The 26,511-nt window shown below is 68.1% G+C and carries 22 protein-coding genes; 8 read left to right on the top strand and 14 right to left on the bottom strand.

The annotated features are described in order from the left end of the window. Nucleotides 1-3: 3 nt before the first annotated feature. The 7 genes from L0976_RS11050 (at nt 4) to L0976_RS11020 (ending at nt 8,407) form a co-directional block, all read left to right on the top strand. Complete coding sequence (locus L0976_RS11050) at nt 4-1,209, top strand: glycosyl transferase family 1 (protein WP_234187331.1); 1,206 nt, start codon at nt 4-6, stop codon at nt 1,207-1,209. Beyond that, nucleotides 1,199-2,197: a glycosyltransferase family 2 protein gene (locus tag L0976_RS11045; RefSeq protein WP_234187330.1), complete on the top strand. Its 999-nt coding sequence runs from the start codon at nt 1,199-1,201 to the stop codon at nt 2,195-2,197. The genes L0976_RS11050 and L0976_RS11045 overlap by 11 nt, the downstream gene beginning before the upstream one ends. After that, nucleotides 2,194-3,117, top strand: a complete 924-nt coding sequence (locus L0976_RS11040) for a glycosyltransferase family 2 protein (RefSeq protein WP_234187329.1) — start codon at nt 2,194-2,196, stop codon at nt 3,115-3,117. Before L0976_RS11045 ends, L0976_RS11040 begins: the two co-directional genes overlap by 4 nt. Further along, nucleotides 3,114-4,094, top strand: coding sequence for a glycosyltransferase family 2 protein (locus tag L0976_RS11035; RefSeq protein WP_234187328.1), 981 nt, complete (start codon nt 3,114-3,116; stop codon nt 4,092-4,094). Before L0976_RS11040 ends, L0976_RS11035 begins: the two co-directional genes overlap by 4 nt. Before the next feature lie 4 nt (nt 4,095-4,098). Next, entirely contained in the window at nt 4,099-5,004 is a 906-nt protein-coding gene (locus tag L0976_RS11030) for a UTP--glucose-1-phosphate uridylyltransferase (RefSeq protein ID WP_234187327.1), read from the top strand. Nucleotides 5,005-5,091: 87 nt separating this feature from the next. Further along, nucleotides 5,092-7,437, top strand: a complete 2,346-nt coding sequence (locus tag L0976_RS11025; protein ID WP_234187326.1) for a polysaccharide biosynthesis tyrosine autokinase — start codon at nt 5,092-5,094, stop codon at nt 7,435-7,437. 187 nt (nt 7,438-7,624) lie between these two features. Then, the gene (locus L0976_RS11020) at nt 7,625-8,407 is read left to right on the top strand and encodes a pyrroline-5-carboxylate reductase (RefSeq protein WP_234187325.1); all 783 of its coding nucleotides are present in this window, start codon (nt 7,625-7,627) and stop codon (nt 8,405-8,407) included. 98 nt (nt 8,408-8,505) lie between these two features. Here the strand turns inward: L0976_RS11020 and L0976_RS11015 are convergent, their stop codons facing one another. The 11 genes from L0976_RS11015 to L0976_RS10965 form a co-directional block, all read right to left on the bottom strand. After that, on the bottom strand, nt 8,506-8,997 hold the full coding sequence (locus L0976_RS11015) for a hypothetical protein (RefSeq protein ID WP_203320352.1): 492 nt from the start codon (nt 8,995-8,997) through the stop codon (nt 8,506-8,508). Nucleotides 8,998-9,013: 16 nt separating this feature from the next. After that, entirely contained in the window at nt 9,014-10,363 is a 1,350-nt protein-coding gene (locus L0976_RS11010) for an HlyD family type I secretion periplasmic adaptor subunit (protein ID WP_234187324.1), read from the bottom strand. A 3-nt stretch (nt 10,364-10,366) separates the two neighbouring features. Next, nucleotides 10,367-12,628: a type I secretion system permease/ATPase gene (locus tag L0976_RS11005; protein ID WP_370643634.1), complete on the bottom strand. Its 2,262-nt coding sequence runs from the start codon at nt 12,626-12,628 to the stop codon at nt 10,367-10,369. 20 nt (nt 12,629-12,648) lie between these two features. After that, nucleotides 12,649-14,676, bottom strand: a complete 2,028-nt coding sequence (locus L0976_RS11000; protein ID WP_234187323.1) for a hypothetical protein — start codon at nt 14,674-14,676, stop codon at nt 12,649-12,651. A 145-nt stretch (nt 14,677-14,821) separates the two neighbouring features. Further along, the gene (locus L0976_RS10995; protein ID WP_203320349.1) at nt 14,822-15,793 is read right to left on the bottom strand and encodes a fibrinogen-binding protein; all 972 of its coding nucleotides are present in this window, start codon (nt 15,791-15,793) and stop codon (nt 14,822-14,824) included. Nucleotides 15,794-16,192: 399 nt separating this feature from the next. Continuing rightward, entirely contained in the window at nt 16,193-16,966 is a 774-nt protein-coding gene (locus L0976_RS10990) for a response regulator transcription factor (protein ID WP_234187322.1), read from the bottom strand. A gap of 156 nt (nt 16,967-17,122) precedes the next feature. After that, nucleotides 17,123-17,821, bottom strand: a complete 699-nt coding sequence (locus tag L0976_RS28765; protein WP_234187321.1) for a response regulator transcription factor — start codon at nt 17,819-17,821, stop codon at nt 17,123-17,125. Nucleotides 17,822-18,080: 259 nt separating this feature from the next. Continuing rightward, nucleotides 18,081-19,391: a sensor domain-containing diguanylate cyclase gene (locus L0976_RS10980; RefSeq protein WP_234187320.1), complete on the bottom strand. Its 1,311-nt coding sequence runs from the start codon at nt 19,389-19,391 to the stop codon at nt 18,081-18,083. Between the two features lie 115 nt (nt 19,392-19,506). After that, nucleotides 19,507-20,664: a M20 aminoacylase family protein gene (locus L0976_RS10975; RefSeq protein WP_234187319.1), complete on the bottom strand. Its 1,158-nt coding sequence runs from the start codon at nt 20,662-20,664 to the stop codon at nt 19,507-19,509. Beyond that, nucleotides 20,661-21,908 carry a Zn-dependent hydrolase gene (locus tag L0976_RS10970; RefSeq protein WP_234187318.1) on the bottom strand — a complete coding sequence of 416 codons (1,248 nt, stop codon included), beginning with the start codon at nt 21,906-21,908 and terminating at the stop codon, nt 20,661-20,663. Before L0976_RS10970 ends, L0976_RS10975 begins: the two co-directional genes overlap by 4 nt. Next, entirely contained in the window at nt 21,905-23,113 is a 1,209-nt protein-coding gene (locus tag L0976_RS10965) for a diaminopropionate ammonia-lyase (protein ID WP_234187317.1), read from the bottom strand. Before L0976_RS10965 ends, L0976_RS10970 begins: the two co-directional genes overlap by 4 nt. A 107-nt stretch (nt 23,114-23,220) precedes the next feature. On the opposite strand from L0976_RS10965, the gene L0976_RS10960 reads away from it, so the two are divergent. Continuing rightward, nucleotides 23,221-23,694: an Lrp/AsnC family transcriptional regulator gene (locus L0976_RS10960; protein WP_234187316.1), complete on the top strand. Its 474-nt coding sequence runs from the start codon at nt 23,221-23,223 to the stop codon at nt 23,692-23,694. Nucleotides 23,695-23,709: 15 nt separating this feature from the next. Here the strand turns inward: L0976_RS10960 and L0976_RS10955 are convergent, their stop codons facing one another. The 3 genes from L0976_RS10955 to L0976_RS10945 form a co-directional block, all read right to left on the bottom strand. Then, on the bottom strand, nt 23,710-24,441 hold the full coding sequence (locus L0976_RS10955; protein WP_234187315.1) for a GntR family transcriptional regulator: 732 nt from the start codon (nt 24,439-24,441) through the stop codon (nt 23,710-23,712). A gap of 216 nt (nt 24,442-24,657) precedes the next feature. After that, nucleotides 24,658-25,545 carry a DMT family transporter gene (locus L0976_RS10950; RefSeq protein ID WP_234187314.1) on the bottom strand — a complete coding sequence of 296 codons (888 nt, stop codon included), beginning with the start codon at nt 25,543-25,545 and terminating at the stop codon, nt 24,658-24,660. Continuing rightward, a complete protein-coding gene (locus L0976_RS10945) occupies nt 25,535-26,506 on the bottom strand; it encodes an amino acid ABC transporter permease (RefSeq protein ID WP_234187313.1) in 972 nt (323 codons plus the stop codon). The genes L0976_RS10950 and L0976_RS10945 overlap by 11 nt, the downstream gene beginning before the upstream one ends. Nucleotides 26,507-26,511: the final 5 nt, after the last annotated feature.

Below are 26,511 nucleotides of genomic sequence, written 5' to 3'. Positions count from 1 at the left end.
CCGATGCTTCGCGTCCTCTACCTCGTCCACGATCTTTCCGACCCGGCCGTGCGCCGGCGGGTGCTGATGCTGCGCGCGGGCGGCGCCTCGGTGACGCTCGCCGGCTTCCGCCGCGGCGAGAACCGGCTTGCCGACATCGAGGGCGTCACGCCCATCGACCTCGGCGCGACGGGCGACGCGCGCTTCGCCCAGCGCGTCGTCGCGGTGGCCGGCGCGGCAGCGACGCTTTCGCGCAGGCTTTCCGGCATCGAGACGCCGGACGTCATTCTCGCCCGCAACCTCGAAACGCTGGCGCTTACCGGCCGCGCCGCCGCCCGCTTCGGCGATGTGCCCGTCGCCTATGAATGCCTCGACATCCACCGCCTCATGCTGCGAAACGGCATGGTCGGCCGGGCGCTGCGGGGCGCCGAGCGGCATTTCGGCCGCAAGGCGGGCCTCGTCGTCACCAGCTCGCCCGCCTTCGTCGAGCACTATTTCAAGCCGCTGTCCGGCATCCGCGCCCCCGTCCATCTCCTCGAAAACCAGGTGCTGGAGCTGGACGGCGACGCGGGCGGCCTTCCCGCCCGCACGCGCCCGGCAGGCGAGCCCTGGCGCATCGGCTGGTTCGGCGCGATCCGCTGCCGCAAGTCGCTCGACCTTCTTTCCGCGTTCACCCGGCGCATGGCGGGGCGCTTCGAGGTGGTGCTGCGCGGCCGGCCGGCCCACGGCGAATTCGAGGATTTCGACGGCCGTATCGCCCGCGAGCTCTTCATCCGCTTCGAAGGCCCCTACCGCAACCCGGAGGACCTCGCGGCCATCTATGGCGCGGTCGATTTCACCTGGGCCATTGATTTCTTCGAGGAGGGGCGGAACTCGCTCTGGCTGCTGCCGAACCGCCTCTACGAGGGCTGCCGGCACGGGGCGCTTCCCATCGTTCTCGACGGAACCGAGACCGCACGGCTCGCAAGGCAGCGCGGCGTCGGCGTCACGCTTGCCAACGACCGCGCCGACACCCTCTTCAACCGCTTCGCCGATTTCGACGGCGAGGCCTACGGGGCGCTCTACGCCAATCTCGTCAAGCTCGGCACGCGGCCCTGGGTCCTCGACCGCGCCGATTGCGCGGCCTTCGTCCAGCGCCTCGCCGCCCTCCGGCAGCCGTCCGCCCCGGCGGCGGCGTTCGCCCCCCTTCCCTCCCTCGTCGCAAACAAGGTGGATTGCCATGACCGCTGACGCTGCCGCATCCGTGCGTTGCCTGATCGTGATTCCATGCCTCAACGAGGCGCGCTACCTGGAACCGCTGGTCCGCCATCTCGAACCCAGCCTTTCCGGCCTTGCCGCGACGCTCGTCGTCGTCGACGGCGGCAGCACGGACGGCACGCGGGAGATCGCCCGGCGCCTTGCCGCAAGCGTGCCGAACATGCATGTGCTCGACAATCCCAAGCGCATCCAGAGCGCCGCCATCAACCTTGCCGTCGCCACCTTCGGCGTCGAACACGACTATCTCATCCGCATCGACGCGCATGGCACCTATCCCGACGATTATTGCCGCGTGCTGGTGGAGGACGCGCTGGAAACCGGGGCGGATTCCGTCGTCGTCGCCATGCAGACCGTCGGCTTCGGCACCTTCCAGAAGGCGACCGCCGTCGCGCAAAATTCCGTGCTCGGCAACGGCGGGGCCAAACACCGGGCGGGCGCGGAAAGCCACTGGGCGGACCACGGCCACCACGCGCTGATGCGCATATCCGCCTTCCGCGCCGTCGGCGGCTATGACGAGACCTTCACCGCCAACGAGGACGCCGAATACGACTACCGGCTCCGCCAGGCCGGCTACCGCATCTGGATGACCGCGCGCACGAGCATGGTCTACTATCCGCGCGACAGTGTCCTGCCGCTTTTCCGGCAGTATTTCGGCTATGGCCGCGGCCGGGCGCGCAACGTTTTGAAACATCGCTCGCGGCCGGGCCTGCGCCAGTTGCTGCCGCTGATGGTGGCGCCGGTCGCCGCCGGCGCCTTCCTCGCCGCGATCACCTGGATCGCCGCCGTGCCCTTCGTGCTGTGGGCCGCCGCCTGCATGGGCTACGGTGCGTGGATGGCGCTCGGCCAGCGCAATCCCTACGGCCCGCTCGCCGCCGTCTCCGCCATGATCATGCACTTCGCCTGGTCGGCCGGCTTCTGGCGCGAGGTGCTCGACTTCCGCAGCCGGAGGGCGCTGGCATGACGGCGCCGCTTCGCATCGACATCGCGGTCTGCACCTTCCGCCGCGCCGCGCTCAGCGAGACGCTGGCCTCGCTCTCCAAGCTGATCGTTCCGGCGGGCGTGCGCCTCGGCGTCATCGTCGCCGACAACGACGTGCAGCCGAGCGCGCGTCCCCGCGTCGAGGCCGCCGTGCCCCTGCTGCCGACGGACATCGTCTATGTGCATTGCCCGGCCGGCAACATCTCGATCGCCCGCAATGCCTGCCTCGACCATACGGATGCCGACTTCATCGCCTTCGTCGACGACGACGAGACGGTGGATGCGCTCTGGCTCGACCGGCTGCTCGCCATGGCCGTGAAAAGCCGGGCCGACGTGGTGCTCGGCCCGGTGCGCGCGCTCTACGGGCCGCAGACGCCCGACTGGATGCGCAGCGGCGACTTCCACGCCACGCGCCCCGTCTGGGTGAACGGCGAAATCCGCACCGGCTATACCTGCAACGTGCTGGTGCGCCTTGCCGCCCCGTGCATCGCCGGCCGGCGCTTCGACCTTGCGCTCGGGCGCAGCGGCGGCGAGGACACCGAATTCTTCACCGCCGTCCACGCCGCGGGCGGTCGCATCGCCTTTGCCGAGGATGCGTGGGTGGAGGAACCGGTGCCCGCCGCGCGCGCCCGCTTTTCCTGGCTTGCCCGGCGCCGGCTGCGCATGGGCCAGACGCACGGCCGGCTGCTTGCCGCGCGGCACGAGGGCGCGGCACGGCTGAACGCCGCGGCGCTCGCCGCCGCCAAATGCGCCGCCTGCCTCGGCGGGGCCACGGCCTTCGCCCTCTCGCCGGTGCGCCGCAACCGCTTCCTGCTGCGCGGCCTCCTCCACGCCGGCGCGGTCGGCGGGCTTTTCGGCACGCGCGCCATCGAGCCCTACGGCAAGCTGGAGGCGCTGCCATGAGGGAGCCCGAGGCGAGCATCGTCATCGCCGCCTACAACGCGGCCGACACCATCGCCCGCGCCGTGCGCAGCGCCCTGGCGCAGGCGGGCGTGAGTGTGGAGGTGATCGTCGCCGACGACGGCTCGGCCGACGCGACGCGCGCGGCCGTCGAAGCGCTCGGCGAACCGGCCGTGCGCCTCGTCGCGCTCGACCGCAACAAGGGCCCCGGCGGCGCGCGCAATGCCGGTTTCGCCGCTGCCCGCGGGCGCTGGATCGCCGTGCTCGACGCCGACGACACGATGCGGCCGGACCGCCTGCGCCGCATGATCGACGCCGCCGAAAGGCAGGATGCCGTGGCGGCGGTCGACAATCTCGACGTGCGGCACGGCGAGGGCCGGAGCGAGGCGATGTTCCCGCCCGGCCTTCTTGCCGCCATGCCCCGCCTGACGCTGCCGGCCTTCATCGATTCCAACCGGGTTTTCCGCGGCACGCACAATTTCGGCTACATGAAGCCGGTCCTCCGCCGCGCCTTCCTTGCGGAAAACGGCCTTGCCTATGACGAGGACCTGAGGATCGGCGAGGACTACCTGCTGCTCGCCGCGGTGCTTGCCGCCGGCGGCGGCTGCGCCGTCGTGCCCGAGGCCGGCTACCTCTACCATGTCCGCGAGACCTCGATTTCCCGCGTGCTGCATCTCCACCATGTCGAGGCGATGCTTGCGGGCGACCGGCGCTTCCTTGCCCGCTTCCCGCTGGAGGGCGAGGCCGCGCGCGCGCAGCGCCGCCGCACGCGCAACCTGCGGGAGGCCCATGCCTTCCTCTCCCTCGTCCGGCACATCAAGAACCGTTCGCCGGGCGCCGCCCTCAAGGTGGCGCTCGGCGATCCCGTCGCGCTCCGGCATCTTTCCATGCCGATCGCCGCTCGGTGGCGCCGCCTGACGGCGTCGCCGGCGCCTCGCACGGCGGCCGCATCCGGCCAGCCGCTCAAGAACAAAGGATAATTCCATGGTGCGAACCAAGACCGTCCGCAAGGCCGTCATCCCCGTCGCCGGCAACGGAACCCGCTTCCTGCCGGCCACCAAGGCCATGCCCAAGGAAATGCTGACCATCGTCGACCGTCCCGTCGTGCAATATGCCCTCGACGAGGCGCGCGAGGCCGGCATCGAGCATGTCGTCTTCGTCACCAGCCGCAACAAGCAGGTCATCGAGGACCATTTCGACGACACGCCGGAACTCGTCGCCGCGCTGGAGAAATCCGGCAAGGACGAGAAGGTGAGCGAACTGAGCGAGCTGCTTCCCGCCGCGGGCGCGGTGAGCTTCACGCGCCAGCAGGCCCCGCTCGGCCTCGGCCATGCCGTCTGGTGCGCCCGCGACCTCATCGGCGACGAGCCCTTCGCGCTGCTCCTGCCCGACATGATCTCCTTCGGCGCACGCGGCTGCATGGCGGGCCTGATGGAGCTTTACGAGGAGGTCGGCGGCAATGTCGTCGGCGTCGAGCAATGCGCGCCGGAGGAGGTTTCGCAATACGGCATCGTCGGCAAGGGCGCGGCCGTGCGCCACGGCTTTACCGTCACCCATATGGTGGAGAAGCCGAAGGCCGGCGAAGCGCCGTCCAACCTCTTCCTCAACGGCCGCTACATCCTCCAGCCGGAGGTCTTCGGGCAGCTCGCGCGCCAGCAGCGCGGCGCGGGCAACGAGATCCAGCTCACCGACAGCATGCTGAAGCTCTCCGAGACGCAGCCCTTCCACGCCCATCCCTATGCGGGGCGGACCTACGACTGCGGTTCCAAGCACGGCTTCATCGAGGCCAATGTCGCCTTCGCGCTGGCGCGTCCCGATCTTTCCGGCGCGCTCTACCCGGCGCTGCGCGACATGGTGTTGTCGCATGAGGGCCGGATTCGCGCGGCATGATAGCGCGGCCCCGGGCCCGTCGAGGTCCGGGGCCGCATTCTGGGGAGGAAAAGCTTTCCATCGCGCCGAAAGGCAGAACGGAGCCCCATGCACCAACGCACCGTACCGCACAGCAGCATCCTGCGACGGGAGCCGGATCCGTCCGATTCCTTCATCGACCTCAACCGCCTGCTGGCGATCCTCGTCCGCCGGGCCCGGCTGATCGGGCTTTCGGTCGCGCTCGCCGTGGCGCTCGCCGTCGCCTATCTCGTGTTCGCGACGCCGGTCTACACGTCCATGACGCAGATCCTGCTCGACGAGGACCTGTCGCGCTATGCCGAGGAAACCGAGCCCTCGCCGCAGAGCAGCCAGCAGGTCGACATGCGCATTTCGAGCGCCGTCGAGATCCTGAAGTCCGGCCGGCTGGCGCTTCGCGTCGTCGACGACCTCAAGCTTGCCGACAACGAGACCATCCTCGACCCGCCGCAATCGCCCGTCGCCATGGTCAAGGGCTGGGCGAAGGCGCTGACCTCGTCCGGCCCGGACGCCTCCGAGGAGGCGCTGGCGAAGGGCCGGCGCGACAAGGCCGCGGCCATGCTGCAGCAGTCGCTGGCGGTGGAGCGCGTTGCGCGCAGCGCCGTGCTCGCCGTCTCCTTCCGCTCGACGGATCCCGCGCTCGCCGCCGCGATCACCAGGCGCTACGCGCAAGCCTTCTTCGAGGACCAGCTCAGCGCCAATTTCACGGCGACCGAACAGGCCTCGACCTGGCTGCAGGAGCGGCTCGCCGACATTCAGGCCCGCGCGCAGGACGCCGCGCTGGAGGTGGAGCGCTACCGCGACGAGAACGGCCTCACCACCGCGCGCGGCGAACTGATGTCCGAGCAGCAGCTTGCCGACCTCAACAGCCAGCTCATCCTGGCGCAGGCCGATGCGGCAAGCGCCTCGGCGCGCTACGCCCAGTTCAGGGCCATCGTCGAGCAGGGGCCGGACAAGGCCGTCGACAATGCCTCCATTCCCACCCAGCAGGCGGGCGGCTCGGTGCTTCAGGACCTGCGCGAGCGCTACAATTCCGTCGTCAAGCGCGCCCAGGACATCGCGCAGAATTTCGGCGCCGACCATCCGCAGGCGGCCGCGCTGAGAGCCGAGAAGGAGGACCTTGCCGGGCAGGTCTACCGCGAGCTCCAGCAGCTCACCGCCAGCTACCGCAACGAATACGAGGTGGCGCGCTCGCGCGAGGTCTCGCTGCGCGAGAGCATCGACAAGGTCGCCGGCAGCAATGCCGAGGCGAACCGCTCCTCGGTGCGCCTGCGCGAGCTGGAGCAGAAGGCGACGGCGCTGAAGGCGCTGTCCGAATCCTACCTCAGCCGCTTCGAGCAGGCTTCGCAGAAGCAGTCCTTCCCCATCGCCAAGGCGCGGGTGATCTCGGATGCCGGCGTGCCGACCGCGCCGTCGAGCCCGAAGAAGACGATGGTGCTCGGCCTTTCGCTGGTGCTCGGCCTGATGGCCGGCGGCGTGCTGACCTTCGTGCAGGAGCTGCGCGAGCGCGCCTTCCGGCTGGAAAGCGACGTGCGCACCATCCTCGGCCTCAAGCCGCTCGGCTACCTGCCGCTCGTCGGCGGGCAGAGGAAGCGCAAGCCCGCGATGATCGGCGCGAAGGTGGTGAAGGCGGAGCCGGCGCCGGGCGATACGGACGAGGACATCCCGCTCGAGCGGATGACGCGCATCGTGCTCGACGCCCCGCGCTCGGCCTTCGCCGAAACGCTGCGCAACGCCAAGCTGACCTGCGAGACCATGCTGACGGGCCGGCAGAGCCGGGTGATCGGCGTCACCTCCGCGCTTCCCGGCGAAGGCAAGTCGACCGTCGCCACCAATTTCGCCGCGCTCCTTGCCATCAGCGGCAAGCGCACGCTGCTGATCGACGCCGACGTGCGCCGGCCCGGCCTTAGCGCCAGGATGAGCCCCGCCCCGCAGGCCGGCCTCATCGAGGCGGTCAGTGGCGAGATCCCGTGGACCCAGGCGGTCAAGACCGACCGCCGCTCGCAACTCGCCATCCTGCCGATCGCGATCCGGCCGGGCGAGGCCCGCCGGCACGACGGCAACGAGCTGATCACCTCGCCGGCCATGCAGCGCCTGCTCGAAGAGGCCCGGCAGGCCTTCGACTACGTGGTCGTCGACCTCGCCCCCGTCGGCCCGGTCGTCGACGCCAAGGCCTTCGAACCGCTGGTCGACGGCTTCCTCTTCGTGGTGGAATGGGGCAGGACCCCCTCCAACCTCGTGCGCGACCTGCTTGCCGCCGAGCACCGGATCGAGGCGAAGACGCTCGGCGTCATCCTCAACAAGACCGACATGGCCGCGCTTGCCCGCTACAGCGATGCGGGCGCGGCGGAGAAATACCGCGACCTCTACGACAAGTACTATACAGACGACATGGAGGCCGCCGCCCGCCGCCGATAGGCGGCGGGCGCATCGACAAAGCCGGGCGCCGGCTCTACCATCGCCACGGCCGGAATCGCCGGCCTGCTAGAGCATTTCCGCTTTTCTTCGAATCGCGAAAATGCTCTATCCTTTTGTTTCTACGCAATTCCGGACGCAAAACCGCTGCGCACTTTTGCTGGAATTGCTCCAGCCTGCGGAGCCGCTCATGTCCCTGCCCCTGAAAATCGGCTTCATCGGCACCGGCGCGATCACCGACGCCATGGTGCGCGGGCTTCTTTCGCCGCACGCCGCCGTGCCGCATGTCATGGTCTCGCTGCGCAGCGCCGAGACCTCGGCGCGCCTTGCCGCCGATTTTCCCGCGGTGCTGGTTTCCGCCGACAACCAGGCGATCGTCGAGGGCTGCGACACGGTCGTGCTGGCGATCCGCCCGCAGATCGCCGAGGAGGTCGTCCGCCCCTTGCGCTTCCGCGACGGGCAGAAGGTGATCAGCCTCGTCGCGGCGACCGGCAGGCCGGCCCTTCTCGACTGGATCGGCGCGGATGTCGCGCTCGTGCAGGCGATCCCGCTGCCCTTCGTCGCGCGGCGCAAGGGCGTCACCGCGATCTATCCGCCGGATACGGGCGCGGCGGCGCTCTTCGACGTGCTGGGCAATGCCGTCGAATGCGAGAGCAAGGCGGAATACGACCTTCTCGCCGCCGCCAGCGCGCTGATGGCCACCTATTTCGCCATCATGCACCGCACGACGCAATGGCTGGCGCAGAAGGGCCTGCCGGAGGAGAAGGGCCGCGCCTATCTCGCCCCGCTCTTCGCGGAGCTTTCCCAAACGGCGCTCCTTGCCGGCCCGCACGGGGACTTCGTCGAGATGAGCCGCGAATACGCGACCAGGGGCGGGCTCAACGAACAGGTGCTCCGGGATTTCGAGCGTGACGGCGGCATGAGCGCCCTCACCGAGGCGCTGGAGCGGGTCTACGCGCGGATCAGCCGCTAGAGCATGTCCGCTTTTCTCCGAATCGCGAAAATGCTCTATCCTTTTGTTTTTCCGCAATTCCGGACGCAAAACCGCTGTGCACTTCTGCTGGAATTGCTCTAGAGGGCATCCTTCAGGGCCGGACTCGCATGGATGAAGCCCCACAGCATCTTGCTGATGTCGGCGATCTCGGCGATGCCCTTTTCGAGCTGGCGCATCTCGCGCTGGTCCATCTGCTCGACCTTGCCGTAGAGGATCGAATCGTCCGTCTCCACCAGCCGCATGAGCTGCGTGCTGGCGATGTCGCCCTTCTCGTTGAAGGCGTAGATGCTGTGATTGTACTTGTTGCGCAGCCGGCTCACCCGCTTCAGCCGCCCCATCACGTCGAGGATGAAGCCGCGGTCGGCCGGCGGGGTCGCGCTGCGCTTGGCGAGGCGCTCCACGAGATCGATGCGCGCGCGCGTCGTGTTCAGCGTGAGGAAGACGACGATGGCCGCTTCCTTGTCCACGCCGAGCTGGTGGGCGATCATGTAGATCAGCAGGCTCTCGGTATTCGTCCAGACATAGTTGAGCCGGCCCACCAGAAGGAGAACGTCGGGCATGTTGCCCATGGCTGCCTCCGGGTCGTCATTTCTCCTTGAATGCTCGCGACATGCTATCTGCAATCGGCTTGGTGATATACTGGAAAAACGTGCGCTCGGAGGTCTGGATGAGGATGTCGGCGGGCATGCCGGGCACGGGATGGAACCCGGCGATCCGCCGGATTTCCTTTTCGGGAACCTGGACCCGCACGATGTAGACGTCCTTCGGCGAGGTCAGCGTGCCTTCATCGACGGAATCGGCCGAGACATAGATCACCTTGCCGTCCAGCACCGGCGTCGTGCGGCTGCTCAGCGCCGAAAGGCGCACGACGGCCGTCTCGCCCTCGCGCACCTGGTCGATGGAGGTGCGCAGCACCTGCGCCTCGATGATGAGCGGGACACCGGCGGGCAGGATCTCCATGATCGGCTTGCCCGTCGTGATGACGCCGCCGGCCGTGTGATAGTAGGAGCGCACCACCGTGCCGGTGACGGGCGAACGGATCACGGTGCGGTCGAGCACGCCGGAGGCCCCGCGCATCTGCTCGCGCACGGCGTCGAGGTCCGAATCCGCGGTTTCCAGCGCGTCCAGCGCCGATTGCTTGAGCGTGTTGACGGCGATGACCGCCTCCTGCTTGTAGCGATCGATCTGCGCGTCGCTTTCGTTCACCTCGCCCTGGATGCGCGCGATGTCGCCCATCGCGTCGGCGATCGCCCGCTCGACGGCGAGGTAGTCCGTGCGCTTCATGTAGCCGGCCTTGGACAGCTTGGCCTTGGAATCGCGCTCCTCCTCCAGGAGCACCACCTGGCGTTCCAGCGCCTCCTTCTGGCCGCGATAGCCCTTCGAGCGGAACTCCAGCGACCGGATGTTCTTGTCCACGAGGTTGAGCTGCTCCTCCAGCTTGACCTTGCGGCTGTTGAAGATGACGTGCTGGCTCTCGGCGATCGCGACGACATCGGGATCGCTCGCCTCCTTGACCAGCATCGGCGGCAGCGCGAAGACGCGCGCGCCGAGCGCCTCGGCCCTCAGGCGCGCGACGACGGCCTCCAGGCGCAGCCAGCGCAGCTTCAGCGCCCGCTCGTTGGCGAGCGCGGCCGTGTCGTCCAGCGTCACCAGCACGTCGCCCTCGCGCACCTTGGAGCCCTCGCCGACATGCAGCTCCTTGATGATGCCGCCTTCCAGATGCTGCACGATCTTGTTGTTGCCGGTGGCCACGAAGCTGCCCTGCGCGATGATCGCCGAGGCGAGCGGCGCGGTCGCGGCCCACACGCCGAAGCCGCAGAAGGTGACGCCGAGCGCGGTCATGCCGACGATCACATGCAGGCGGATCGAGCGCGGCACGTCCGCGTACCAGTCCGCCTGGCCGGTGGGCGCGATTGCCTTTTCATCCTTGCCCATGGCTCACCTTCCTTCGATGCCGGCGGTGCCGGCGCCCCTTGCAGCGGAGGTCTTCGCCAGGGCCGCCAGCACCTCGACCCGTTCGCCGAACATGGCGACCGTGCCTTCCTTGAGAACGAGGATCTTGTCGACGACCTGGAGGAGCGAGGGGCGCTGGGTGATCGTCACCGTGGTGATGCCCGCGCGCCTGGCATGCTGGAGCGCCCGCCCGAGGGCGGCCTCGCCCGGCGGGTCGAGATTGGAATTGGGCTCGTCCAGCACCACGAATTTCGGATTGCCGAAGAAGGCGCGCGCCAGCGCGATGCGCTGCTTCTGCCCGCCCGAGAGCGGCGCGCCGTCGGCGGCGACGATCGTCTCGTAGCCCTGCGGGAACGTGGCGATGAGCTCATGCACATCGGCCAGGACCGCCGCCTCGAAGATCATGCGGTCGTCGACGTCGTCGCGCATGCGGGCGATGTTGGCCTTGATCGTGCCGGGGAAGAGCTGGACGTCCTGCGGCAGGTAGCCGATGCTCTCGCCGAACTGCCGCTGGTCCCAGTTGCGAAGGTCCATCAGGTCGAGGCGGACATTGCCTGACGTCGGCATGATCGAGCCGACGAGCATCTTGCCGAGCGTCGTCTTGCCGGAGCCGGAATTGCCGATGACCGCAAGCGACTCCCCCTTCTTCAGCGAGAAGGAGACGCCGTTGAGGATGACGCGCTTTTGCGGCGGGGGCACGAAGAGGAGGCGCTCGACATCGAGGCGGCCCTCCGGCTGCGGCAGGCGCAGGCGCGCGAAGTTCAGCGACGAGGAGAGCAGCAGTTGCTGGATGCGGCCATAGGCGGCGCGCGACCTGTTGAACTGGTTCCAGCCCTCGATCGCCCCCTCGATGGGCGCGAGCGCCCGGCCGGAGATGATCGAGGCGGCGATGACCATGCCGCCGGTCAGCTGGCCCGACAGCGCCAGATGCGCGCCCCAGCCGAGCAGGGCGATCTGCGTCACCATGCGGCAGAACTTGGAAATCCCGGTGAAGACGATGGCGCGATCCTGGGCCCGCACATGCGCCTTCAGCGAGCCCGCCGTGTCGTGCCCCCACAGCTTGACGGCCTCGGGGATCATCGCCATCGCATTGATGATCTGCGAATTGCGCGACATGGAATCGAGCTGGAGGTTCGCGCGGCTGAGGAAACCGTTCGCCTCGGCGAAGTGACGCGCCGTGAACGACTGGTTGAGATAGGCCACGATGAACAGGACCGCGCAGCAGGTCATGATGATGACGCCGAGATGCGGGTGGACCAGGTAGACCACGAGCACGAACAGCGGCATCAGCGGCGCGTCGAGGAAGGCGATGAGCGTTCCAGATGTCAGGAAGCTGCGCAGTTGCTGGAGATCCTGCAGCGTCTGGTAGTCCTTGCCGTTTCCATGCAGGGAGGCGCGCGCGGCGGCGCTGAGGATCGGCGCGCCGAGCTGGACTTCGAGCTCCACGGCCGTGCGCATCAGGATGAAGCGGCGGATGCTGTCGGCGAAGGCCTGCAGCAGCACGGCACCGACGACGACGATCGTCAGCATGATCAGCGTGTCCATCGAGCGGCTGGTCAGCACGCGGTCGGAGATCTGGAAGAGATAGAGCGGAATGGCGAGCAGCAGGATGTTGATCGCCACGGTGAAGACCATCACGATCATCAGGTTCTGCCGCACGACCGCGATGGCCTTGGCAAGGCTGGTGGCGAAATTGGCCGGGCCGCTGCGCTTGTGGAAGCCCGCATTCTCGCTGCCGCCCCCGCCATTGCCGCCGCCGGACGGGACACCCCCGTCGCCGCTTCCGCCCCCGCCCTGCGGCCGCCTTTCGCTCACGCGGACAGGTCCGCGGTCGGCCTCGATCGTCCGGCCGAAGGGCTGGACGGGCGGCGCCTTTACCGGGTCGGGCTCGCGCAGCCTCGCCTGCGGTGGGACCGGCCCGGGCGCGGCGGGCGCGAACGCCGGCGCGGCGGCACGCCCGGCATCGGCCGGCGGCCTTGGGGCGGGCGCGATCCTTTCCTGGATGGTCGGCCGGACGGCGGCGGCGGCCTCGGCCCAGGCGCCCGGCCGTGCCTCGCGGCCGTCAGGCGCGGCGGCGAACGTCGTCACGGCCTCGTCGACGGCGGCGATGCAGGATCGGGTGAGGGCGTCGTCGCCGGCCGGATCGGCCTCCGGCCGGGGCCGCACGGGCCGGTCTGCCTCCCCCATGCGCAGCGGCAGGGGCAGTTCGGCGGGCATCGGGGAGGTGTTCTTGGTAAAGGCATTCATGGGGCGCCGCTCCTCGGCCGTCAGGCAATCACGGTTTGCATCGCATCGGAGGGCATGGCGGTGTTCCATGAATAGTCATGGCCGGCGTCGATGACGCCGTCGCCGCTCGTGCCCGGGTGGTCGGGGGTATCGTCGAGGAAGGCGATGACCTCGTTGGCCAGCTTCGTCCCGACCGTCTGGGGGTGGGTATCGTCCTGCTCGATGATGCCGCCCTGGATGAGGATGGCGTCGGTATAGAGCCCGCCGCCGAGATAGGTGGTTCCGCCGAAGCTGTCGTAGTCGACGATCTCGGCGATGTTGATGACGGCGTTGTTGCCGGTGCGGATGGTGACGCTGGCATCCTCGCTCTCCGCCAGCATGTTCGCGGCCAGCTGGCTGACATGGTCGGCATCGCCGAGGATGGAGACCTGGTTGACGTAGTTGAGCTGGTAGACGTTGCCGGTGATGTAGAGCACGCTCAGCACATGCTGGCCCTGGAAGGCGGCGTCGCCCGCAAGCCCGGCCGGCATGTTCGGATCGCGCTCGTCGATGGCGGCGATGACGTCCGACATGTAGCCCGGCATCTCCTGGAAGTTGCCGCTGCCGACATTGGTGATGGACGCCTGGTTCCAGATGAGGTTGCCGCCGCCGTCGAAGGAGACGCCGCTCGCCCCCGCGCCGCTTCCGGCCAGCCAGTCGTTGTCGTAGAGCACGGCAAGCTGGTTGATGACGTTCATGTCGATCACGTTGCCGCCGACGATCACCAGGTCGTACTGCATGCTCATGCCGAAGAAGGTCGACATGTTGAGCGCGGTGTTGCCGCCGGACAGGATCGAGATCTCGCTGCCCCGCGTGGTGATGACGAGCTGGTCGTTGTCGGTGACGAAATTGTACTGCTCGATCCACTCCATGAAGCAGACGTCGCCATCGATGCGGCTGACCACCCAGTCGGTCGGGAAGACCGGCGGCGCATCGCCGCCCTCCTCGCCGCCGCCGCCGAGCGCGAAGGCCATGTCCTTGATGGCCGCGATGTTGAAGGCCTGCGTCGTGGAGCCGGCATGGAATGCCGCGTCGCCGGCCGGGAAGCGGCCGTCATGGTCGACGTCGCTGTAGACATAGGCCTGCGAGATCACGTCCACCTGGTGGTAGTCGCCCATCACGCTCATCACCGGCGCGATGATGCCGACATTGGTGACCGCCGCGATGTTGGCGACGACATTCGCCCCCGCGTCGACGACGATGCTGTCGACCGCGGGGCCATGCGCGCCGGCCGTCGTCTGCTCTGCGTCCTCCGCCTCCTCGGCCGGGGGCGCGGCAAGACCGCGGTCGGGCAGCAGGTCCTTGAGGACCGGCATCTCCTCCCGCAACTCGCCGTTCACATGGATGCCCTTCGCCCCATCGCCGGTCGCGACGAACTCGCTGTGGGCGTCGGCGTGGATCGGCGGGCGGTCCTCCTGGCCGAGCGCCTCGCCGAGCGTGCCGTACCACTTGGCCATGGCGTCGAGGGATGCATGGTCCTGCGGCCGGTCGAAGTTGGTGCGCTCGCCGTAGGCCGCGCCGGCATCGGCATAGTCCGACAGGCGCCCGGCTACGAAGGACATGTCGATCCGCTCGTGCGGCTGGTCGGTCAGGTCCAGGTAGTCGGCGTCGTAGAGCACGTTGACCTGGAATATCTGCGCCTGGATCGAGCCGGGTCCGGCGAAGATGTGAAGCTGCTGTTCGACGTCGGCCGCCGGGCGGCCCGGCAGCACGTGGCGCGGCATGTCGGGATCGAACGAGACCGGCCGCTGCCAGCCGAAGCCGAGGCCGATGGGAGCGTGGTGGAAGTGGCTGCCGCCGCCGTAGAGCTCGAAGGGCGGCGCCCTGTAGGGAACGTCGGGGATGAAGCCGCGCAGGCTGAAATCGGTCGCGAAATCCGGCGCCAGCGCCTGCAGCTCGGCGGGTGGGGCCGCCTTTTCGCCCAGGACCCTGCCTTCCGATTGCTGGATGCGGAGCCGGGCCTCTTCGATCACGCTGTCGAAGTAGCCGATGAAATGGGCGATGGTCTGCGATGTCCGGTCGGGCAACATGTCGATCTCCCTCGCCGCGCGGCCGGAAGGAGGGCAACGATGGGACCGCGGTGGCGGTCGCTGCTCTCATCCCAGGCTCCGGGCTTTCACGCCTTGAGGGTCGCGCCGGCGCACCGGCGCGACCCTGTCTCGGGATGGGATGTCGTCAGGAGCCGGAGCCGGACGAGTCTTCGCCGACATTGGTGACATAATGGTCGCCACCGACGAAGCTGCTTTCGATATGGTTGGTGAGCAGGTTGGCACCCTGGACGAGCTGGAGGTGGTAGCCGGAATTGGCGAGGATTGCCGATGCGTCGGCCACGCTCGACCCGGAGACGTCGTCGCCGGCACCCAGATCCCAGCCCTTGAGGCCCGGGTCGCCATAGGCGCTTCCGGCGTCGGCCCGCAGGTCGTTTTGGGCCTCCTGGTTGTTCATGGTGACGTTGTAGGCGATGTCCTGGTCGACCAGGTGGTTGGCCTGGACCGCACTGAAGATGCCGTCGCTGTCGGCGCCGCCGAGGGACTCCTTGAGGATCCCGTCGATGTTGAGCGCGAACGAGTAGTCGTCGCCGATGTTGAACGTCAGGTCGCGGCCGGCCACGCCGAGATTGTCGAAGTCCGAAACGCCGCTGATCACCGAGAAATCGGTATCCGTCGATACCGTGTTGAAGCTGTCGCTGATGGCCGTGTTCAGCGTCGTGGTTTCGGTGTTCGTGGTGTTGCTGATGTCGGTATCGACATTCGTGTAGCTCAGGTTCGTCGTATGGTCGTCCGTGTAGGACCTGCCGTCATAGTTCCATTCGGACGAAGACGAGTTGTAGCTGTCCGACACGGTCTGCACGTTGGTGTCGGTGTCGGCCAGGGACATCGAGTTGGTGGTGTTGTTGGTGACGCTGTTGCTGTCGTAGTCCCAGGTATAGGTATTCTCGCGGTTGTTGCCGTTGTTGGCATCCACGTCGATGGCGGCATCGACGTCGACGTTGATGCTGCTGTCCACGTTGTCGCGGTTGTTGCCGTTGGCGACGCCGACGTAACCGGTCGAATCGTCACTGACTTCCGTGGAACTGATCGCACTGTTGGCGAACCCCTCGGCGAGCGCGCCGATATTGGTTTCATCGCCTCTCGGATCGTAATTCATGGCATTCTCCGTCCGAAAAGAAAACGGAGCCGCTCACGATAATCCCTGCTCATCTCGAATGGGATCGTATTCGCGCTTGCTCCGAGGTTGAATCAAGGCAGAAGAACGATGAACTCATCTCCTGCCACGGTAGCCGGTGAGAAAGACGACGTACAGCAGAACAAAGTCGTCCCTCCGTCGCAAAGCCCCCAAGGTTTCACGACGTCGATCCTTTCAGATCTCGGCTAGAAAACGCGGCTCCTGTGTCTTTTACTCCCCGGAGCCGGTTCACCATCGAAACTAACCACGACTGGGGCTGCGATCCTAGGTGCAAAAAGGGATTAGCCTTTCACGTCCGGATACCTCCACCGTATGAGGGCATGCCGACGGAGGGAGGGCCTTCCGGGCGGAGCATACCCGTCAGCTCCGGGCGGCGGGGTGTCTTGCCGGCCCGGCGGCGGAATGGGGCTTGTCGAAATGGAACCGGGCGGCCTCCGTCCTGTTCTTCACGCGCAGCTTCTTGTAGATGTTGCGGACATGCGCCTTGACGGTGTTTTCCGAGAGGCTCAGGCTGTGCGCGATGATCTTGTTCTGCGTGCCCCGGCAAAGCAGGTCGAGGATTTCGACCTCCCGCGTCGTCAGGTGGGATTCGCGCCCGCCGGGTTGCGCGAAATCGGCATATTGCGTGAGGAGGCGCCTGGCGCCGGCCGGGCCGGAGGGCGCGCCGGCGGACTTCAGCCGCCGCAGCAGCGCCGAGGGGAAATGCTCCCCGCCCTTCACGAGCAGGTCGACGCCGGCGAGAAACACGTCCAGCCGCACATCGAGCGGCAGGATGCCGTCGATATGCCGGTCTCCGGCAAGGAGCGTGAGGATCGGGTCGAGCGCGCGCGAATCCTCGATCAGGACGCCGGATGCCGCCGACGGGGCGTGAACATCGAGATCCCGCAGCATCCGGGCGATGTCCGCCGCGTCCATGCGGTGGAAGAGGATGAGGCGAATGCGCGGATGCTGCCGCAGCGCCTCGCCCGCCTGGTCCTCCACGACCACCTCGTGATCGGGGAAATGCCGCTTCAGCACCTCCGCGAGGCACTCCACCAGGAAATCCGGCTCGGCGACGATCACGATCCGTTGCAGCGCATGGTCTTCACGGCGGGAACGTGAAGGTTCCGGCCTGCCGTTTTCGGTCGCAAGCATTTTTCCCCCAACGCAACGCAGGTCGCTTGTCCAGGGCGGCACGGGCCGCCGCATCGTCATTTTAGAGATTGATCAGAGAGTAGGGTATTAATCAAATTGGAGTCAAATAACCCCTTTGGAGGAGCCGGGTATAACCCGGGGCATCTCGAAGACGCGTCAGCCGGCGCCCGTCGTCCTGCGCCCGCCGTTGCGGGCCTCGTGGAAATACCGCCTGGCCGCCTCCGTCCGGTTGGTGACGCGCAGTTTCCTGTAGATGTTGCGGATATGGGCCTTCACCGTGTTTTCCGACAGCTTGAGGCGGTGGGCGATGAGCTTGTTCTGGGTGCCCTTGTACAGGAGATCGAGGATCTCGACCTCCCGCGTCGTCAGGCGGGCTTCGTGCGTGCCGGGAGCGGCGGGACGATCGTCGGGATCGGCGATTGCCACCATCCCGGGCGTACCGCCGGCGATCCCGGCCACACCGTTGCCGGGTTTCAGCCGTCGCAGCAGCGCGGAGGGAAAGTGCTCGCCTCCCCTGATCATCAGTTCCACGCCGGCCAGGAACACGTCGAGCTGAATGTTGAGCGGCAATATGCCGTCGATGCGCTGTTCCTCGGCCATCGCTTCCAGGATCGGGTCGAAGCCGCGCGGATCGTCGATGAGGACGCCGACGGCGGTCGACGCGCTGCGCACGCCGGCATCGTCGATGCGCCGGGCGATCTCCGCCGTATCGCTGTGATAGTGGAGGACGAGGCGGATGCGCGATTTCTGCTCGCGCAGCACGTCCGGTTCGTCGTCGACGACGACGTCGTGCCCGTGAAAACGGCGACGCAGCACTTCCGCCAGGCACTCGACCAGGAAAGCCGGTCGAGCCACGATGACGATCAGCCGTTGTTCGCTGTCTCCGCGGGATGGGCGCGGGAGGCCCAGCCTGGTTGCCTCGGTAAGCATCTTGTACCCCACCCGACCGGAACGCTTGGAACCGCCAGAAAATTCTCTCCTCACCCCGAAATTTTTCATATTTCGGCCGGGCGGGCTCAACCCTAGCGGGGGCGGAACACACTTTTGAGACGAAGTGGGACATTCCTGCGCCGGCCCCGCCGGGGCGGCGACCGTGCTGCAAGGCGTGCGGCGGCTACCGGATGATCACCCGGTTGCGGCCGGCCTTCTTGACATCGTAGAGCGCATTGTCGGCACGGGAGATGATCGATCCCACGCTCTCCCCGCGCTCGCCGATCGCGGCGCCCACGCTGACGGAGACCGGCAGGCGGGCGGTGCAGAACGGCTGGTCTTCGACGGCCGCACGGATGCGCTCGGCGACATCGGCCACGGCCCGCTGGTCCGGCCTTCTCAGCACGACGGCGAACTCCTCGCCGCCCATCCGGCCGAAACAGTCATCCGCCTGGAGCAGCGCGCGGCAGCGTTCGGTGAACTCGATGAGCACGAGGTCGCCGACGCCATGGCCGTGCCGGTCGTTGATCGACTTGAAGTGGTCGATGTCGAGCATGAGGAAGGCGATCGGCATGTCGTGGCCGCCGCCTTGCGCATGAAGCCGGTCCGCCTCCTCGAAGAAGCGGCGGCGGTTCATCGCCCCGGTGAGCGGATCGGTATCGGCAAGGACCCGCAGTTCCTGCGCGTAGGCGCGCTCGCGCGTCACGTCGATATAGAGGTTGACGTGGAAATTGCCGATGGTGCGATGGCGGAACTGGATCGTCCGCCGCGCGCCGCTCGCCGTCGCCACCTCGAGGTCGAACGGCGTCATCTCGCGGTTCTCCGCGCGCGCGGCGGCGATGGACGAGTACCATTGCGCGCGGGCGAAGGCGCGATAGTCCGGATCGGGATAGACGAGCCGCCACCAGTCCTCGATATTGGCGATGTCGTCCTGCGAATAGCCGAACAGCTCCTTGAAGGTGGAATTGGCGAACTGGATCTGGTCGTCGGCGCTGGCGATCTCGAAGCCGAACGGCAGCCAGTTGAGCAGGGAAATGACGTTCTCCTGCCATCCCGCAAGCGTCACGGAGCCTTGCGGCGGCGCGTCCATGAAGGTGAAGAGGCGCAGGATCTCGTCTTCCACCGCAAGCTTGGTGACCTGCACCATCAGCATGCGCTCCTGCTCCTGCACGACGGCGCGGATGAGGAAGGGTTCGCCCGGCACGCCGACCGGGGCGACGTTCCAGATCTGGCCGAGCATCATCGCGGCCTCGGACCCGACGAGGTCCTCGACGGGGCACGGCCCGAACGGCTCCAGGCCCACGCCGAACAGGACCGCGGCGTTGCGGTTGGCGCGGCGCACGGTCAGCGTCTGCCGTTCCATGAGAAGCAGCGGCGCGCCGACGCAGTTCATCCAGAAGTCCACCTCCTGGCGGGAACGCCCGGGGCCTTCGGCCTCGGCGGACGCGCCGGGCGTGGAAAGGGGGATCGAAACTGCGCTGTCAGGCCTGCTCATGCCATCGGGACTCGCTGCGGAGACATGGGATCATTCCATCATTCGGAACACGCTAATGCGCTCTTATGAGGATTTCGTTTACAACCGCCCGCTATCCGCCGATCCGCCGCAAAAGCTAGGCCGCCAGCCGCCGCCGCGCGATGCCCGCATGGAAATCGGCGCCGTGGAGCAGTCCCCTGTCGTCGAAATCGTAGCCGGGATTGTGCAGCGGCGCGGAAGCCTCCCCGTTGCCGAGGAAGACGAAGCAGCCGGGCGCATGGGCGAGGAAATGGGCGAAATCCTCCGAGCCTGTCATCGGCTCGGCGGCCAGCGCCACATTCTCCGCCGGCAGGAAGCCGCGGGCGACCGCGAAGGCCTCCTCGACGAGGTCCGGATCGTTCAGCAGCGGCACGAATTCGCGCGTATAGGTGACCGTGGCGGCGACATTGTGCGCGAGCGCCGTGCCCTCGGCGATGATGCGCATCTGCCGCTCGATCTGCGCGCTCACCTCCGGGCGGAAGCTGCGGGCGTCGCCCAGCACGCGGGCAAGGCCCGGCAGGGCGTTGCGCGTGCCGTCGGTGACGAGTTCCGTTACCGAGACGACGCCGACATCCGTAGGGCTGAGGCGGCGCGAGACGATGGTCTGGAGATTGATGACGAGGGCGCAGGCGGCGACCAGCACCTCGTTGCCCCAGTGCGGCCGCGCGGCATGGCCGCCGACGCCTTCGAGCACGATCTCGAAATTGTCCTCCGCCGACATCAGCGCGCCCGGCCGCGTCTCGAAGCGGCCGACCGGCAGGCCCGGCATGTTGTGGATGCCGTAGATCTCGTCGAAGGGAAAGCGCTCCATCAGCCCGTCGGCGAGCATGGCGAGCGCACCCCTGCCCCACTCCTCCGCCGGCTGGAAGAGGAAGCGGACCGTGCCGTCGAAGCCGCCCTCCTCCGCCAGCATCCGCGCCGCGCCGAGCAGCATCGCGGTGTGCCCGTCATGGCCGCAGGCATGCATGACGCCGGAGGCCTGCGAGCGGTAGGCCCTGTCGCCCTGCTCGGTGATGCGCAGCGCGTCCATGTCCGCCCGAAGCGCGATGGAGCGGTTGCCCGCGCCGCGCCGGAGCGTGCCCACGACCCCCGTCCCGCCGACCCCCTCCACGACCTCGTCGAGGCCGAACTCGCGCAGCTTGCGCGCGACGAAGGCCGCGGTCCGCACCTCCTCGAAACCGAATTCCGGATGGGCATGGAGGTCGCGCCGCCATGCCGTCATCTCCGCGTGAAGGGCGTTCCTGTCGATTGTCATGGCGATGCTCCCTCCGCCGTCATTGCGCGAACCACATCCAGCAGCACATTGGCCCCGGCGACAAGGTCGGCATCCTCCGTTCGCTCGGCGGGATTGTGGCTGATGCCGGCGATGCTGGGAACGAAGATCATGGCGGCCGGCGCGATGCGGGCCATCATCTGCGCATCGTGCCCCGCGCCGGAGGTCATGCGCCGGTGGGAAAGGCCGCGCGCCCGCGCCGCGCTCTCGATCCGCCCGACGATGCGCGCATCGAACGTCACCGGCTCGAACCGGGCAAGCCGCTCGACGGAGATCGCGACCTTCTCCTCCTGCGCCAACCGGTCGAGGAAGGCGGCAAGCGCGGCCTCCTCCTCCCGCAGCCGGGCCTCGTCGGGATCGCGCAGGTCCACCGTGAAGGTCGCCCGCGCGGGGATGACGTTGATGGCATTGGGCTCGAAGGCCATGCAGCCGACCGTCGCCACCGTCGGCGTCTGCGACGCCCGTGCGCGCTCGCGCAGGAAGGCGACGACGCGGGCGGCCGCATGGCCGGCATCCTGCCGCATCGCCATGGGCGTGGTGCCCGCATGGTTGGCCTTGCCGTCGATCGTCACCTTCTGCCAGGAAATGCCCTGCAGGGTCTCGACGGCGCCGATGGCGATGCCCTCGTGCGCCAGCACCGGACCCTGCTCGATATGCAGCTCGACATAGGCATGGGGCGTGAGGAAACCGGGCGCGTTGCCGCCGGCATAGCCGATGCGTTCGAGTTCCCTGCCCAGCACCGTCCCGTCCGTCCCGACCGTCGCCAGCGCCGCTTCGACGGAAAGCCCGCCGGCATGGACCAGCGAGCCCATCATGTCGGGCGCATAGCGCACGCCCTCCTCGTTGGTGAAGGCGGCGACGGCAAGCGGACGCGCCGGCGAAAAGCCGGCGGCCTTCAGCGTCTCGATCACCGCCAGCCCCGACAGCACGCCGTAGCAGCCGTCATAGATGCCGGCGTCGATGACGGTATCGATATGCGAGCCAAGCATCAGCGGCGCGGCATCCTCCATCCCCGCCGGCCGCCAGATGCCGAAGATATTGCCGATCCGGTCGACGGCGACGTCGAGGCCGGCCTCCTCCAGCCAGGCGACCAACCGGTCGCGGCCCTCCCGGTCCGTATCCGAGGCGGCAAGGCGCACGAGGCGGCCGTCCGCGTCGCGGCCGATGGACCCGAGCGTGCGGATGCGGCCGAGCAGGCGTTCGGCGTCGATCGAAAGAGGGGTCATGCCGCGTCCTTCCCGTTAGCGGCCGCGACGGCGGCGGGCGAGAGGCCGACGATCTCCTCGTACCTGCCGGGATCCGTGGCGCCCTCGGTGTTCACCACGAGAATGCGCGCCGTCCCGTCGAGGCCGAGCGCCGCCCTGGCGGCCGGATCGGCCGCGGCGCGCATCAGGCCGGCAAGGCCGACGCCGCCGCTCTCGCCCGCCACGATGGCGGGGTCGCCGGCGACGGGGCGTGCGAGCTGCCGCATCGCGGCGACCGCATCCTCCTCCCCGACCGTCATGAAGGCATCGGCGGCGCGCGAAAGCACGCGCCAGGCGACGAGCGAGGGCTCGTAGCATTCCAGCATGGCCATCACGGTCGGCTCGCCATGGGCGATCGTCACCGGCCGGCCGGCCCGCGCGCTCTCGAAGAGGCAGGCCGCCCGCGCCGGATCGACGACGGTGAAAACCGGCCGCGCCGCGCCGAATTCGAGCGCCAGATGCCCGGCGACCGCCGCGGCGATGCCCCCGACGCCGGCCTGGACGAAGACATGGGTCGGCGGCGCCGGCAGCGTGCGCAGCGCCTCGCGCAGCAGCGCCGTGTAGCCCTGCATCACGAGGCCCGGAATGCGCTCGTATCCCGGCCAGGACGTGTCGGAGACGATCGTCCAGCCCTTCTCCGCCGCCACCCGCGCCGCCTCGCGGACGGAATCGTCGTAGGTGCCGGCAACGCGGATCATCTGCGCGCCGTAGCGGGCGATGGCGGCGACGCGCTCGTCGCTGACGCCGGAATGCACGAAGATGGCAGCCCGCGCGCCGACGAGCCGGGCGCCCTGCGCGACCGACCGGCCGTGGTTGCCGTCCGTGGCGCATGCGAAGGTCATGCCGCGCGCGACGGCCGCCACGTCAGGCGCGTGCAGGTCGACCATGTCGACCGGGCGGCCCAGCCGCTCGCCCGCCGCCTCCAGCACCAGCCGTATGACCGCATAGGCCCCGCCCAGCGCCTTGAAGCTGCCGAGCCCGAGGCGATGCCCCTCGTCCTTCACATGGATCGCCCCGACGCCGAGCCTTGCGGCAAGCCCCGGCAGGGCCACCAGCGGCGTCTCGGCGTGATTGTCGCGGAAGGAAAGATGCCGCTCCACCGCGGCAGCGCCCGCGGCGCCGAGCGTCTCGGCATCGCGCGGATCGAGCGGCGAACGGTGATCGGCGTGGCTGTTCATCAGAAACATGGGCGGCCCTTTCGTTTGATTGCTGAAGGATATTGCAACGCCACCGAGAAAAGCGCTGATATTCGCCCGGTGTTTTGCAAGTTTGTTTCGCCCGGAGCCCTAATCCGATGACCCCGCCGCGCCTCGACGCCTTCGACAGGAAGATCCTCGCCATCCTGCAGAAGGACAACACGACCCCGCAGCGCGCCATCGGCGAAGCGGTCAACCTCTCCGCGCCCGCCGTGCAGCGGCGCATAAGGCGCATGACGGAGGAGGGCGTCATCCGGGCGAACGTCGCCGTCGTCGATCCGGTCGCGGTCGGCCAGTCCATCACCATCTTCGTCGAGGTGGAGGTGATCAGCGAGACGGCCGAGCACATCGAGGCGGCCAAGCGCGCCTTCGAGGCATCGCCGGAAATCCAGCAATGCTACTACGTCACCGGCGAGGCCGACTTCATCCTCGTCGTGGTGGTGCCGGCCATGGCCGACTACGAGGCGCTGACCCGCCGCCTCTTCTTCGGCAACAACAATGTCAAGCGCTTCCGCACCTTCGTCGCCATGGACCGGGTGAAGGCCGGGCTCGCCGTGCCGGTCGGCGACTGAGGGCGGGAACCGGGCCTATTTGCGGGTGAGGCTGAAGGTGAAGTGGCTGCCGCGGTGATAATCGACGGCATAGTTCACCGGCTCGCCCGCCGCATTGAAGCAGGTCTCGGTGATGAGCAGCGCGGGGCCGAAGTCGCGCAGGCCGTGGCGCTCCACGACGTCGTCGGGCAGCATGACGGACGAGACGTTCGCCGCCGACATGCGCGGGCGCTTGCCGTAGCGTTCGAGCAGGTCCATCAGCGAGCCGCTCCAGTCGATGTCGTAGAGCCTGCCCGGAACGAGGCCGCGCGGCACGTAGTCGATGCAGTAGAGGATCGGCTCGTCATCGTGCAGGCGGATGCGTTCGAGGCGGATGACCCGGTCGGCCGGCCCGAGCCGCAGGCTTTCGGCCACAGGCCTGTCGGGGGCCTCCTCGGCGATCGACAGCACTCTGTTGGCCGTGACGTAGCCGTAGTGGCGCGCCATGTCGGTGACGCTCTCGAAGACGGTGATCGGGCGGTCGACCTGGATGGCGGAAAGCGCGGATACGAAGCGACCGCGGCCATGCTCGACAGAGATCACGTCGTCCTGCTCCAGCAGCTTCAGCGCCTCGCGCAGGGCCGGCCGCGAGATCTTGAAGCGCTGCGTGAGCTGGGCTTCCGTCGGCAGCCTGTCGCCCGGCTTCAGCCCCTCCTCGCGGATGAGATCGGCGATCCTGTCCCTGAGCTGAACGGCAAGGGTGCGCGAATCGCGAAGGGGTTCCTCCACAGGATTGCCTCGTCTGGTCATTGGTCCTGCCGCCCTTCCTGTCTGACAAATCCGGGTCGGTCAAGCACAACGCGGCCCGGCCGCAACCCTGCGCAATATGTTACTCTTCTGCCGGATGCCGGCCTCGCTCGACCGGCTTGACAGGGCATGACGTCAGATCAGTTGTCTTACAACATTGGTGCCGGCGTCCCGCAGGAGCCGACGCCGTTCCGACCGTCATTTCAGGACGAGCCAGCCCGACACGGCGATGATCGCCGCGCCGGCGAGCGTGTGCATCTCCACCGGGCTTGCGAAGAGGACGGCGCCGTAGAGGCAGCCCCAGATGATCTGGCTGTACTGGAACGGCGCGATCACCGAGGCCTCGCCGACGCGGAAGGCGCGCACCAGCAGCGCATGGCCGGCGAGCATCATCGCGCCGCCGGCGGCCGCATAGGCAAGGTTCGTCGTGCCGATCGTCGACAGCCCGCCGGAGGCGAGCGCCACGGCAAGCGCGACGGGCGACATCACCACGAGCAGGCTCGAAACGAGCGCTGCGTCCGTCTCGACCATCTTCGTGCGGCGCAGCAGGATCAGCGAGACGGCGAAGAGCACCGCCGAGCCGAAGGCCGCCGCATGGCCGAGATTGAGCGGCGCGACGCCCGGCTTCAGCGCCACGACGACGCCGACGAAGCCGACCAGCACACCGGCCCAGGCGACGGGTGAAAGCCGCTCCCGCAGCAGGAAGAAACCGAGCATCGCGACGAGGACCGGCGTCAGGAAGGCGATGAGATAGGCCTCGGCCAGCGGCAGCCGCGCGAAGGCGTAGTGGATCAGCAGCGTGTCGAGCGCCAGAAGGAGCGCCCTCCAGAAGGCGAGCGCCGGCTGGCGCGGCACCAGGCGGTGCATGCGGCCGGTGGCAAGCGCATGCAGCAGCAACAGGCCGAGCGCCGATGTCGTGAAGAGGAACGTCACCTGCGGCGGCGGCATCGTCGCGGCCATGATCTTCACGATGGCATCGGTCGCCGAGAAGACGGCGAAGGCCGCGAGCACGAGCATCGCGCCGCGGCCGTTGGAGGGCACGAACGGCGCGCCCTCGCCTCCTGTCGCGGGAGCCTCAGCGGACATTGAAGCGGCCGAAGCGTTCCTCGATGCGGGACTGGGCATATTCCAGGCAGATCGACAGGATCCAGTAGATCATCGAGGCGGTGATCAGCATCTCGATATGACGGAACTCGGTCTGGCCCTGGGTGCGGGCGAGATACATGATCTCCCAGACGCCGACGACGGAGACGAGCGAGGAATCCTTCAGCATGGCGATGAACTGGTTGCCGGTCGGCGGGATGATGACCCGCATCGCCTGCGGCAGGATGACGAGCGCCATCGTCTGGCTCGGGCTGAGGCCGAGCGCCGTCGCGCCCTCCGTCTGGCCGCGGTTGATGCTCTGGATGCCGGCGCGGAAGATCTCCGTCATGTAGGCGCCGTAGCACAGCGACAGCGCGAGGATGCCGGCCGGCACGGCGCTGATGACGTAGCCGACCTGCGGCAGGCCAAGATAGATGATGTAGATCTGCATCAACAGCGGCAGGCCGCGGAAGAGCGAGGTGTAGAAGGTCGCAAGGCCGTAGATCACGCCGTTGCTCGACAGCTTGGCGATGGCGCCCGCCAGCGCGATGACCGTGGCGATGACGATGGAGATGGCGGAGATGTAAAGCGTCGTCGTCACGCCCTGCGTGATGAGGAAGCCGATCTTCTTGGCGATGAAGGTGAAGGAGAGGTCGAAGGAATAGAAGAACATCATCAGGAGCACGAACAGCTCCAGCCAGACGGCGACGACCTGCTGGCGCCGCGAGAGCTGGCGCAGCGCCTTCCAGTTGGCCGCCAGGATCAGCGCGATGAGCAGCGCCGAGACCAGCCGGCCCGCGGTGGGGTTGGCCGCCAGCCAGTCCAGCGAGGACGGCAGGAGATGGCCGATCCAGGCCGAGCTGATGCCCATGGAATAGAGCGCCGCCACGACGACGGCGAGGACGAGCAGGCTCCCGACCCGGCGCGCCGCCTCGGGATAGGTGAGTATCAGCCGACCGATCATGTTCC

This window comes from Shinella sp. NM-101, assembly GCF_021401195.1.
Classification (GTDB): domain Bacteria; phylum Pseudomonadota; class Alphaproteobacteria; order Rhizobiales; family Rhizobiaceae; genus Shinella.
The sequence above is the reverse complement of the archived record's forward strand: the minus strand, read 5'-3'. Positions and strand labels throughout refer to the sequence as shown.

What these genes read in the sequence shown, in the direction of transcription:
- L0976_RS10975 (WP_234187319.1), bottom strand. Translation starts at nt 20,664, where the DNA reads ATGACAATCGACAGGAACGCCCTTCACGCGGAGATGACGGCATGGCGG.
- L0976_RS11050 (WP_234187331.1), top strand. Translation starts at nt 4, where the DNA reads ATGCTTCGCGTCCTCTACCTCGTCCACGATCTTTCCGACCCGGCCGTG.
- L0976_RS11025 (WP_234187326.1), top strand. Translation starts at nt 5,092, where the DNA reads ATGCACCAACGCACCGTACCGCACAGCAGCATCCTGCGACGGGAGCCG.
- L0976_RS11020 (WP_234187325.1), top strand. Translation starts at nt 7,625, where the DNA reads ATGTCCCTGCCCCTGAAAATCGGCTTCATCGGCACCGGCGCGATCACC.
- L0976_RS11030 (WP_234187327.1), top strand. Translation starts at nt 4,099, where the DNA reads ATGGTGCGAACCAAGACCGTCCGCAAGGCCGTCATCCCCGTCGCCGGC.
- L0976_RS10945 (WP_234187313.1), bottom strand. Translation starts at nt 26,506, where the DNA reads ATGATCGGTCGGCTGATACTCACCTATCCCGAGGCGGCGCGCCGGGTC.
- L0976_RS11015 (WP_203320352.1), bottom strand. Translation starts at nt 8,997, where the DNA reads ATGGGCAACATGCCCGACGTTCTCCTTCTGGTGGGCCGGCTCAACTAT.
- L0976_RS10965 (WP_234187317.1), bottom strand. Translation starts at nt 23,113, where the DNA reads ATGTTTCTGATGAACAGCCACGCCGATCACCGTTCGCCGCTCGATCCG.
- L0976_RS11040 (WP_234187329.1), top strand. Translation starts at nt 2,194, where the DNA reads ATGACGGCGCCGCTTCGCATCGACATCGCGGTCTGCACCTTCCGCCGC.
- L0976_RS10950 (WP_234187314.1), bottom strand. Translation starts at nt 25,545, where the DNA reads ATGTCCGCTGAGGCTCCCGCGACAGGAGGCGAGGGCGCGCCGTTCGTG.
- L0976_RS11045 (WP_234187330.1), top strand. Translation starts at nt 1,199, where the DNA reads ATGACCGCTGACGCTGCCGCATCCGTGCGTTGCCTGATCGTGATTCCA.
- L0976_RS10995 (WP_203320349.1), bottom strand. Translation starts at nt 15,793, where the DNA reads ATGAATTACGATCCGAGAGGCGATGAAACCAATATCGGCGCGCTCGCC.
- L0976_RS10970 (WP_234187318.1), bottom strand. Translation starts at nt 21,908, where the DNA reads ATGACCCCTCTTTCGATCGACGCCGAACGCCTGCTCGGCCGCATCCGC.
- L0976_RS10960 (WP_234187316.1), top strand. Translation starts at nt 23,221, where the DNA reads ATGACCCCGCCGCGCCTCGACGCCTTCGACAGGAAGATCCTCGCCATC.
- L0976_RS10990 (WP_234187322.1), bottom strand. Translation starts at nt 16,966, where the DNA reads ATGCTTGCGACCGAAAACGGCAGGCCGGAACCTTCACGTTCCCGCCGT.
- L0976_RS11010 (WP_234187324.1), bottom strand. Translation starts at nt 10,363, where the DNA reads ATGGGCAAGGATGAAAAGGCAATCGCGCCCACCGGCCAGGCGGACTGG.
- L0976_RS11005 (WP_370643634.1), bottom strand. Translation starts at nt 12,628, where the DNA reads ATGAATGCCTTTACCAAGAACACCTCCCCGATGCCCGCCGAACTGCCC.
- L0976_RS11000 (WP_234187323.1), bottom strand. Translation starts at nt 14,676, where the DNA reads ATGTTGCCCGACCGGACATCGCAGACCATCGCCCATTTCATCGGCTAC.
- L0976_RS10980 (WP_234187320.1), bottom strand. Translation starts at nt 19,391, where the DNA reads ATGAGCAGGCCTGACAGCGCAGTTTCGATCCCCCTTTCCACGCCCGGC.
- L0976_RS11035 (WP_234187328.1), top strand. Translation starts at nt 3,114, where the DNA reads ATGAGGGAGCCCGAGGCGAGCATCGTCATCGCCGCCTACAACGCGGCC.